This window comes from Hydrogenophaga sp. 70-12, from assembly GCF_001897365.1.
GTDB classification, from domain to species: Bacteria; Pseudomonadota; Gammaproteobacteria; order Burkholderiales; family Burkholderiaceae_C; genus Hydrogenophaga; species Hydrogenophaga borbori.
This window is the reverse complement of sequence record NZ_MKSS01000232.1, coordinates 1-10,117: the sequence shown is the minus strand read 5'-3', so window position 1 is coordinate 10,117 and position 10,117 is coordinate 1. Positions and strand designations below refer to the sequence as shown.

Below are 10,117 nucleotides of genomic sequence, written 5' to 3'. Positions count from 1 at the left end.
CCTGGAGGCCATGCAGCGCGAAGGCCTCAAGCTGCTGGTGCATGGCGAGGTCACGTCCGCCGACATCGACCTGTTCGACCGCGAGGCGGTGTTCATCGACCAGGTGCTGATCCCCCTGCGCCGCGACTTCCCCGAACTGAAGATCGTGATGGAGCACATCACCACCAAGGAAGCCGCGCAGTACGTGGCCGGTGCGGGTCCGCACACGGCGGCCACCATCACCGCGCACCACCTGCTCTACAACCGCAACGCCATCTTCCTGGGCGGCATCCGTCCGCACTACTACTGCCTGCCCGTGCTCAAGCGCGAGACGCACCGCGTGGCCCTGGTGCAGGCCGCCACCAGTGGCAGCGACCGCTTTTTCCTGGGCACCGACAGCGCGCCGCACCCCGCGCACCTGAAGGAGCACGCGGTGGGCTGCGCGGGCTGCTACACGGCGCACGCGGCCATGGAGCTGTACGCCGAAGCCTTCGAAGCCGCCGGCGCGCTGGACAAGCTCGAGGGCTTCGCCAGCTTCCACGGGCCCGACTTCTATGGCCTGCCGCGCAACGCCGGCACGGTCACGCTGCGGCGCGAGACCTGGACGCCGCCCGAGTCCTATGCCTTCGGCGAGGCCGAACTCAAGCCCCTGCGCGCGGGCGAGGCGCTGCGCTGGCGGCTGCTGGCCTGAACGCTGGCGACGGCATGGCCATTCACTGGTCGGCCCCGTGGTTCGCCTCCGTGGCCGAGGCGGGCCGTGCGGTGCAGGCCGCGCAGGCGCAGGGCCTGCCCCTGCCCGAGGCCCTGAACCGGCATGCGCCGGGTCCGCTGCGCGCCGTGTCCCAATCGGCCTTGCCCGAGGGCCAGGCCTATGAGGCCTTCATCGCCGCCACGGCCAGCGTGCCCACGCGCGAGAACCTTCACGACCTGTTCAATGGGCTGATCTGGCACCGCTTTCCCGCGAGCAAGCGCCAACTCAACCGCCTGCAGGCCCAGGCCATCGCGGCCGACGGCGTGGGCGCGGTGCGCGGGCCGCTGCGCGACGCCATCACCCTGTTCGACGAGAACGCAGCCCTGCTGCAGGCCCCCGAGCCGCTGTGGCGGGCCCTGCGGGCGCGCGACTGGACCGAGCTGTTCGTCGCGCAGCGGGGGGCTTGGGCGCGCGCGCGGCTGCTGCCCTTCGGGCATGCGCTGCTGGAAAAGCTGGCCCGGCCTTACAAATCCATCACCGCGCACGTGTTGGCGCTGCCCGTGCCCCAGTCGCTGGGCGACGACCTCGCGGCCTGGGACGCCTGGCTGGCCGCGCAACTGGACGCCGCGCGGCTGCGCGCCAAACCCTTCACGCCGCTGCCCGTGCTGGGCGTGCCGGGCTGGCGGGACGGCAACGCCGACCCCGCGTTCTACGCCGATGCGGCGGTGTTCCGTCCGCCGCGCGCGGCTTGAAACCGGCGCCATCAACCCCACTTTCGGTGCCGGTATCATCCGCTGCCCTTGACCTGGCACCGGGAACCTGAAGGCCCGAAACCGGGTCAGTGGCGCAGCCGGCCCCCACGCGCCGGCGCCTAACGGAGCACACATGAAACGCATCCTGCTGTTCGTCCTGACCAACGTCGCCGTGATGGCGGTGTTGCTCATCACCACGCGCATCCTCGGCGTGGACCGTTTCCTCACCGCCAACGGCCTGAACATGACGGCGCTAGCGGGCTTCTCGCTCGTCATCGGCTTCGGCGGCGCGATCATCTCGCTGCTCATCAGCAAGCCCATGGCCAAGTTCAGCACCGGCGCGCGCGTGATCAACCAACCGCAGACGGCCGACGAAGCCTGGATCGTGCAGACGGTGCAGAAATTCGCCGACAAGGCGGGCATCGGCATGCCCGAGGTGGCCATCTTCGAGGGCGCGCCCAACGCCTTTGCCACCGGCGCCTTCAAGAACAGCGCGCTGGTCGCCGTGTCCACCGGCCTGCTGCAGAACATGACGCGCGAAGAGGTCGAGGCCGTGATCGGCCACGAGGTCGCGCACGTGGCCAACGGCGACATGGTCACCATGACGCTGATCCAGGGCGTGATGAACACCTTCGTGGTGTTCCTGTCGCGTGTCATCGGCTACGCGGTGGACAGCTTCCTGCGCCGCGGCAGCGACAGCAACTCGGGCCCCGGCATCGGTTACATGGTCACCACCATCGTGATGGACATCGTGCTGGGCTTCCTGGCCGCCATCATCGTGGCCTGGTTCAGCCGCCAGCGCGAGTTCCGGGCCGACGCCGGCGCCGCGCAGCTGATGGGCCGCAAGCAGCCCATGATCAATGCCCTGGCCCGCCTGGGTGGCCTCACGCCCGGCGAACTGCCCAAGACCATGCAGGCCCTGGGCATCACCGGTGGCCTGGGCAAGCTGTTCAGCACCCACCCGCCGATCGAAGAGCGCATCGCCGCGCTGCAGCAAGGCTGATCGCGCCGCGAGCGCCCGGCAAAAAAGGCCACCCTGGGGTGGCCTTTTTCTTGAGCCGCCGGGTGGCGGAAGAACTCAGCGGTTGCGCTCGAAGCGGGGGTAGCCGTGGTCGTGGTAGCCCGGACCGGGGTGGCCGCGCCAGCCCGGGGGCCGGAAGTAGCGCTGGCCGCCAATGATCACGACCTCGGTGGAGATGTTGGAGTAGCCCGGCGCGTAGCCGTCGCTGTACACCACGGGCGGCTCCGGCGTTTCGTAGCGCACCTGCGGGCGCGAAGGGTAGGCGGGGGGCGGCGGGGGCATGGCGTCCACGGGCGTGACGTTCAGGCGCACGTAACGGCCCGGGTCTTGCGCCATCTGGGTGCGGTACTGCTGACCGGCGTACTCGTAGACCACGTCGTAGGCCACGGTGCGGGGCTCGTAGAACGTCTGCGTGCCGCAGTTGCGCACGATCTCGGTCTGCGGCGGGCTGGAGCCTTCGATGCGGTTGCCCAGCATGGCGCCGCCGATGAGGCCGATGACGGTGGCCGCGGCGCGGCCGCTGCCATCACCGATGGCGTTGCCCGCCGCGCCGCCCGCGATGGCGCCCAGCACCGCGCCGGCGCCCGACTTGCGGCCCGGGTAGGTCACCTGCTGATCGGAGCAGACATCGCGCGGCACGGCCACCTGCTGGATGATGGGTGTGCTGCTGATGACGCGGCCTTGCGCTTCCTGGGCGTGGGCCGCGCCGGTGGCGGCGGCCAGCGCGGCCGCCAGGGGAAGCCAGACGAGCGATCGGGGGGTGTTCACGGAAGGCTCCTGAAAGAGGAATGGGGAAGCTGCATGCTGCGCCTGGGACGTCAAGCCGGCGTGCCAAGCTTGTCATTTTTTGTAAAGCCCCCGACGGGCGGCAGGCCGAGCAGGTCCCGGGCCAGGGCCTCGGCCACTTTCAGGCCGTCCACGCCGGCCGACAGGATGCCGCCGGCGTAACCCGCGCCTTCGCCCGCCGGGTACAGGCCGCGCGTGTTCGGGCTTTGCAGGCCTTCGTCGCGGTGAATGCGCAGCGGCGCAGAGGTGCGTGTTTCCACGCCGGTGAGCAGGGCGTCCGGCAGGTCGTAGCCGCGGATCTGGCGGCCGAAGGCGGGCAGGGCTTCGCGGATGGCCTCGATGGCGTAGGCCGGCAGCGAGGGCGCGAGGTCGGTGAGGTGCAGGCCGGGCTTGTAGGAGGGTTCGACCTCGCCCAGCGCGGTGCTGGGCCGCGCGGCGAGGAAGTCGCCCACGCGCTGGCCGGGCGCGCTGTAGTCGCTGCCGCCGAGTTCGTAGGCGCGGCTCTCCAGCTGGCGCTGCAGCACCACGCCGGCCAGTGGGTGGTGACGGCCTTGGGCGCGCAGGGTCTCGGCCTGGGCGGCGTAGCGCGCGCCGTCGGCTTCGCCGAAGGCGGCGGTCCACAGCGGCGTGTCCTGCGGAAAGCGCTGCGGGTAGTCGTTGGGCTCGATGCCGACCACCAGGCCCGAATTGGCGTTGCGCTCGGCGCGTGAGTATTGGCTCATGCCGTTGGTGACCACGCGCCCGGGCTCGGACGTGGCCGCCACCACCGTGCCGCCCGGGCACATGCAGAAGCTGTAGACCGCGCGGCCGTTTTTCGCGTGGTGCACGAGCTTGTAGTCGGCCGCGCCGAGCAGCGGGTGGCCGGCGTGGCGGCCCCAGCGGGCGCGGTCGATCAGGCTTTGCGGGTGTTCGATGCGGAAACCCACCGAGAAAGGCTTGGCTTCCATGGCCACGCCCTGGTCCCAGAGCCAGGCAAAGGTGTCGCGCGAGCTGTGGCCCAGCGCCAGCACCAAGCGCCGCGCGGGCAACTCCAGGTGCTCGTCCGTGTCGAGCCGGTGCACGCGCAGGGCGCGCACGCGCCGCGCGGCGCCATCGCCCTCGGTGACCAGGCCCGTGAGCTGGTGCTGGAAACGGATCTCGCCGCCCAGGGCGATGATTTTTTCGCGCATGGCCTCCACCACCTTCACGAGCTTGAAGGTGCCGATGTGCGGGTGCGCGGTGTAGAGGATTTCGCCCGGCGCGCCCGCGTCGACAAACTCGTTCATCACCTTGCGGCCGAAGAAACGCGGGTCTTTGATCTGGCTGTAGAGCTTGCCGTCGGAGAACAGGCCCGCGCCGCCTTCGCCGAACTGCACGTTGCTCTGCGGGTTCAGCACGCGGCGGCGCCACAGGCCCCAGGTGTCCCGGGTGCGCTCGCGCACGGGCTTGCCGCGCTCCAGCACGATGGGCCGCAAGCCCATCTGCGCCAGGGCGAGCGCCGCGAACAGACCGCAGGGGCCGAGGCCCACCACCACGGGGCGCTCGTCCCCGGTGCGCGGAAACCCCTCGGGCGCGTGGCCGGGCGCGGTCCACGACATGTCGGGCGTAGCACGCACATGCGGGTTTTGGGCGTGGCGCGACAGCAAACCCGGCTCCGCCGAGGCGTCGGCGAGGGCCACATCGACGATGTAGACCGCCAGCAGCTCGGCCTTGCGGGCGTCGAAGCTGCGCTTGAAGACCGTCAGCGCGGCGATGGCGGCGGGGTCGATGCCCAGGGCCTGCGCGGCCAGTCGGGTGAGCGCCTGCACCGGGTGCGGTGGCGGCGCGCGGTCGGCCTCGGTTTCGCTGGGCGCGTCGGCGGCGCGGCGCGCTTCGGCCGGCACCTCGGCCAGGGGGAGTTTGAGTTCGGCGATGCGGATCATGGGTCGTGGGGCTTGTGGCGATCAAGCAGACGAAGCCGCGCATTGTCCCCAATCCCGCGCCCGACCCGGTTTTGAATTGATCCGGGCAAAATAAAAATACCCGGGTATAATTTCGACCATGTCTGCAAAATCTCCCTCCCGGTGCACCGCCTTCCTGGGCGCGCGGCGCGTGGCTTTCGGCGCATGCGACGAGGTCGCCCGCGCCTTGGGCGCGCTGGACCTGTCGGCTGGTGGCCTGCTGGTGTTCGACGACGCCAGTGGTGCGCTCGTCGACTACCCTTTCCCGGCCCCGCCGCCCGATGCCCCTGTCGCCGCCGCGCCGCAGGTGGGCCGGCCGCGCCTGGGCGTGGTGGCGCGCGAGGTGACGCTGCTGCCCCGCCACTGGGACTGGCTGGCCCGCCAGCCCGGCGGCGCCTCGGCCGCGCTGCGCCGGCTGGTCGACGAAGCGCGTCGCGTGCACGCCGGCCGCGACGCGCGGCGCGAGGCCACCGAACGCGCCTACCGCTTCATGAGCGCCATCGCAGGCGGCTTTCCCGGCTTCGAGGAGGCCGCGCGCGCGCTGTTCGCGCACGACGCCGAGGCCTTCGCCCGCCAGATCGCGCCCTGGCCGCCGGACGTGCAGGCGCACGCCAGCTGGCTGGCGCGCGAGGCCTTCATGGCCACCGGCCCCGCCGATCCCGACGCCGACCCCAACGACTGATCCACCCTTTCCGGACCCTTCCCATGCCTCCCTCCACACAAGGCCCGCTCTGGCGGGTCTATCTCGTGTTCCTCGTGCCCATGGTGCTGTCCAACATCCTGCAAGGGCTGTCGGGCACGCTCAACGGCATCTTCATTGGGCAGATGCTCGGCACGCACGCGCTGGCGGCCGTCTCGGGCATGTTCCCCATCGTGTTCTTTTTCATCTCGCTGGTGATCGGCCTGGGCGCGGGCGCCTCGGTGCTGATCGGCCAAGCCTGGGGCGCGCGCGAGCCGCACAAGGTGAAGGCCATCGCCGGCACGGCGCTGATGCTGGGGGCGCTGATCGGTCTGGTGGCCGCCGCGCTGGGCGTGGCGTTCGCGCGGCCCGCCATGCAGGCCCTGGGCACGCCGCTGGACGTGTTGGACGACGCCGTGGCCTACGCGCGCGTGATGCTGCTGATCATGCCGCTGCTGCTGGTGTTCATCCTGTTCACGCAGCTGCTGCGCGGCATCAGCGACACGGTCTCGCCGCTGCTGGCGCTGCTGATGTCCACGGTGCTGGGGCTGTTGCTCACGCCGGCGCTCATCAAGGGCTGGCTGGGCCTGCCGCCGCTGGGCATTCAAAGCGCGGCCTACGCGGGCCTGGTGTCCTACGCGCTGGCGCTGGTGTTCCTGGGCTGGCGCCTGGCGCGCCAGGGCAGCGTGATGGCCTTCGACGCCGAGATGCGGGCCGCGCTGCGGCTGGACCGCGCCATCCTCGGCAAGGTGATGCGCATCGGCCTGCCCACGGGCGTGCAGATGGTGGTGATCTCCGTCTCGGAGCTGGTCATCCTGGCGCTGGTCAACGGCCACGGATCGCAGGCCACGGCGGCCTACGGCGCGGTCACGCAGGTGGTGAACTACGTGCAGTTCCCGGCGCTGTCCATCGCCATCACCACCTCCATCCTGGCGGCGCAGTCCATCGGTGCGGGCCGGGTCGACCGGCTCGGCGCCATCCTGCGCACCGGCTTGTGGCTCAACCTGGTGCTCACCGGCGCCTTGGTGCTGCTCGGCTACGGGCTGTCGCACCACCTGCTGGGGCTGTTTCTCACGCAGGCCGAGGTGCGGCTGCAGGCCGAGCACCTGCTGCACATCATGCTGTGGAGCATCCTGGTCTTTGGTTTCCAGGCCATCGTCGGCGGGTTGATGCGCGCCAGTGGCGTGGTGATGGTGCCCATGGCGATCTCCATCTTCTGCATCCTGGGCGTGCAGCTACCCGCCGCCTGGCTGCTGGACGCGCGGCTCGGCCTGCCGGGCATCTGGCTGGCTTTCCCCGTGGCCTACGTGGCGATGCTGCTGCTGCAGACGGCGTTCTACCGCTTTGTCTGGCGGCACCGCCGCATCGAGCGACTGATCTGAGGACGCGGGATAATCGCGTCCGTGAAGCGCGCCAGACCGCCGCTGGCACAAGACCCGAAAGGGTGTGCTGGAGGAACGTCCGGACTGCGCAGGGCAGCGTAGGAGGTAACACCTCTCCACCGACAAGCCCCGAGGGTTCGCCCGCGGGGCCCTAAGGTGAGGATCAGAGCAACAGAGACGAGTCGGTCCGGGGCAACCCGGACCGGGTGAAACGGGCAATCTCTACGCGCAGCAACACCAAATAGGCCAGCGTTGATGTGGCTCCGCGGAGCTGGCGGGTAGGTGGCATCGAGCCGTTCGGGTGACCGGCGGCCCAGAGGAATGGCGGTCACGTTCCGGGCAACCGGGGCGCACAGAATCCGGCGTACCGGCGCGCTTCACACTTTTCTTCCTGCCGTCATGTGCCGGCCGCGCCAGCGGCCAGGTACGGCGTTTGCCCTATCGGTCCCGGAGGGTTTTTGACCGAAAGGACCGCACATGACGCACCTCAGCAGAACCATGCTCGTTTCCCTGCTCGCGGCGGGGCTGGCCAGCGCCGCCTCCGCCCAGCAGGTCCAGTCCCCGTCCGACCCGAAGCTGTACGGCGAGATCGGCTTGTCGCAGCTGAAGATCACCGCCAAGGACGGCCCCCTGAGCGCCGAGGCCAAGCCCGGCCTGCTCACGGGCACGCTGGGCTACCGCCTGTGGCCGTTTCTGTCCGTCGAAGGCCATGTGGCCGGCGGCGTGATGAAGGACGAGATCAAGCTCAATGGCGTGAACACGGGCATCGATGCCAAGGTGCCCAGCACCTACGGCCTGTTCCTCAAGCCGACGCTGCCGCTGGGCGAGCGGGTCGAGCTGTTCGGGCGCGTGGGCGTGGCGCGGACCAAGCTGGAGCTGTCGGCGGGCGGCATCAACCGGGACGACACCGGCACCGACACGGCCTACGGCCTGGGGGTCAATGTCCACCTGAGCCCGGTGTCCTACCTGCAGGCCAACTGGATGAACTACCACGACAAGGACGGCGTCAAGGCCGAGGGCGTGGGCATCGTGTACGGCCGGCGCTTCTGAGCGCGCGGCGCAGGCCAGGCCGCCAGCGGCCTGGCCGCCGTCCTCAGGCGTTGAAGCCGCCCAGGGCGCGGATGCGCTCCACGTGGGCGAGCAGCGAGCGCCGCGCCACCGGCCACAGGCGCTCGGGCACGTCGTCGTAGGCCAGCGGCACCCAGTCGTCCAGGCCGCCGTCGGGGCGGACCTGCATGGCGCGCGCGATCTTGGCCTCGCGCGCGAGCCGGTGCGCCTTGAGCTGGTCGATGGCGCGCCGCGCGCCGCCCTCCACCGGCGCCGAGGGGTTGTCGGCCGTGCGCCGCAGGTCGCCCAGCACGTGGCCGTGCGCGGGCAGGATGAATTCGATGCCCTGTTCGTCGCACAGCGCGGCCAGGCGGTCCAGCGACGCCAGGTAGGCGCTCATGTCGCCGTCGGGCGGGTCGATCACCGTGGTGCTGCCATTGAGGATGTGGTCGCCCGAGAACAGCAGGCCGTCTTCCAGCAGCACCAGGCACAGGTGGTTGGCCGCGTGGCCGGGCGTGTGCACGGCCATCAGCGTGTGCGTGGTGCCGTCGGGCGCCTGCAGCGCCAGGCGCTCGCCGTCGGCCAGCGCGCGGTCGGGCGTGAAGCGGCTGTTCTCGCGTGCGGTGGCCGCGCTGGCCAGCCCGAGGATGGGTGGGCGCGTGGCGCCGGCCTGCACGCACAGGGTCTGCAGGCGCGCGGCGCCAGGCGAGTGGTCGGGGTGCGAGTGCGTGCAGACGATGGCGCGCAGGTCGGCGCCGCAGGCGCGCCACAGGCGTTCGATGTGCGCGCCGTCGTCCGGGCCCGGGTCGATGGCGATGTAGCCGCTGGCCGGGTCGCCCACGATGTAGCTGTTGGTGCCGGGGCCGGTCATGACGCCGCTGTTGGGCGCGGTCAGGCGCATCACCTGCTTGAGCAGCGGCACCGGCTGTTCGTGCTGCCAGTCCAGCGGGTGCACGATCTGGCCGTCGGGGCAGACCAGGGCCAGCTCACCGAAGGGCGGCTCGTGTTCCATGTGGCGCGACTCGCGGCCCCGGACCAGGCCGGCGCGCGGGCAGCTGGTCCACAGTGGTTCGTCGTGCGCGGCGCAGGCGTCCAGCACCGCTTGCACCGAGGCGTGGGCCTGCAGGCGCTCCAGCGTGCGGATGGTCGGGAAGATGATGAAAAACTGGCCGGCGGCGTGGCGCGCCAGCGCGTCGGCCGGGCGCACCCACAGGGGCTCGAACTGCTCGCTCTCGTCGGCCACGGGCTCCTGGCCCTCGGGCATGCGCGCGATGAGGAACGGCACATCGAAGCGGCGCGAGAGGTCGCGGTCGGTGATCCAGTGGGCGAGCACGAAGACCTCGTCGGCCGCCAGCTTGAGCCCGCGCGCGGTGCATTGCGGCGCGAAGGGGGCTTTTCGGTCGAGCGCGGCGATGTCCTCGGCCGTGGCCCAGCCGCCGTCGGCGCGGCGCGCGAGCAGCACGCCCAACTCCTCGAAGCTCTCGCGGATGGCGGCGATGGCCTGGGTCAGGCGCAGGTCGGTCTGTGTGGGGCGGCGCGCGGCGGCGCCGAAGGCCTGGGCGTCGGCGGCGTCGATGCCGCCACCCGGGAACACGTAGGCGCCGGGCGCGAAGCTGGCCGTCATGGAGCGGCGGGTCATCAGAACCTCGACACCATCGGGTCCGTCGCGCAGCAGCAGCACGGTGGCGGCGGGGCGCAGCGGCGCGGCAGGGCGGGGCGGGTGCAGGAGTTGGGTGGGGCGGACCATGGCGGGATTGTGGGGGAGGGCGGCACGGTCTTGCGTCGTGCGCGCGTCAGGGGCCGCGGGCAACGCGGATAATCCGCCTCCATGCGGATCCGCTTCACCAAGATGCAAGGCGCG

General features: G+C 71.1%; 9 protein-coding genes and 1 other RNA gene. 7 read left to right on the top strand and 3 right to left on the bottom strand.

Annotated features, from left to right (window positions below):
- The 3 genes from BGO22_RS13400 to htpX all read left to right on the top strand — a co-directional run.
- On the top strand, nt 1–670 hold a 670-nt coding region (locus tag BGO22_RS13400), incomplete at its 5' end, for a dihydroorotase (protein ID WP_286851253.1).
- 14 nt (nt 671–684) lie between these two features.
- Entirely contained in the window at nt 685–1,422 is a 738-nt protein-coding gene (locus BGO22_RS13395) for a DUF3025 domain-containing protein (RefSeq protein ID WP_286851250.1), read from the top strand.
- A gap of 133 nt (nt 1,423–1,555) precedes the next feature.
- A complete protein-coding gene (gene htpX / locus BGO22_RS13390; protein WP_070397220.1) occupies nt 1,556–2,425 on the top strand; it encodes a protease HtpX in 870 nt (289 codons plus the stop codon).
- Between the two features lie 75 nt (nt 2,426–2,500).
- On the opposite strand, the gene BGO22_RS13385 is transcribed toward htpX, so the two are convergent.
- Nucleotides 2,501–3,211 (bottom strand): glycine zipper 2TM domain-containing protein, encoded by a 711-nt coding sequence (locus BGO22_RS13385; protein WP_070397221.1) that lies wholly within the window; start codon nt 3,209–3,211, stop codon nt 2,501–2,503.
- Between the two features lie 50 nt (nt 3,212–3,261).
- Nucleotides 3,262–5,130 carry an NAD(P)/FAD-dependent oxidoreductase gene (locus BGO22_RS13380; RefSeq protein WP_286851247.1) on the bottom strand — a complete coding sequence of 623 codons (1,869 nt, stop codon included), beginning with the start codon at nt 5,128–5,130 and terminating at the stop codon, nt 3,262–3,264.
- A 118-nt stretch (nt 5,131–5,248) separates the two neighbouring features.
- Between BGO22_RS13380 and BGO22_RS13375 the strand changes: the two genes are divergently transcribed.
- The 4 genes from BGO22_RS13375 (at nt 5,249) to BGO22_RS13360 (ending at nt 8,259) form a co-directional block, all read left to right on the top strand.
- Nucleotides 5,249–5,830, top strand: coding sequence for a DUF2239 family protein (locus tag BGO22_RS13375; protein WP_070397223.1), 582 nt, complete (start codon nt 5,249–5,251; stop codon nt 5,828–5,830).
- Between the two features lie 23 nt (nt 5,831–5,853).
- Complete coding sequence (locus BGO22_RS13370) at nt 5,854–7,209, top strand: MATE family efflux transporter (RefSeq protein ID WP_070397224.1); 1,356 nt, start codon at nt 5,854–5,856, stop codon at nt 7,207–7,209.
- Between the two features lie 23 nt (nt 7,210–7,232).
- An RNA gene (rnpB, locus tag BGO22_RS13365) (RNase P RNA component class A) lies at nt 7,233–7,592 on the top strand.
- 115 nt (nt 7,593–7,707) lie between these two features.
- Nucleotides 7,708–8,259: an outer membrane beta-barrel protein gene (locus BGO22_RS13360; protein ID WP_286851245.1), complete on the top strand. Its 552-nt coding sequence runs from the start codon at nt 7,708–7,710 to the stop codon at nt 8,257–8,259.
- A 43-nt stretch (nt 8,260–8,302) separates the two neighbouring features.
- Here the strand turns inward: BGO22_RS13360 and BGO22_RS13355 are convergent, their stop codons facing one another.
- Nucleotides 8,303–10,003 carry an MBL fold metallo-hydrolase gene (locus BGO22_RS13355; RefSeq protein WP_070397226.1) on the bottom strand — a complete coding sequence of 567 codons (1,701 nt, stop codon included), beginning with the start codon at nt 10,001–10,003 and terminating at the stop codon, nt 8,303–8,305.
- Between the last annotated feature and the right edge of the window lie 114 nt (nt 10,004–10,117).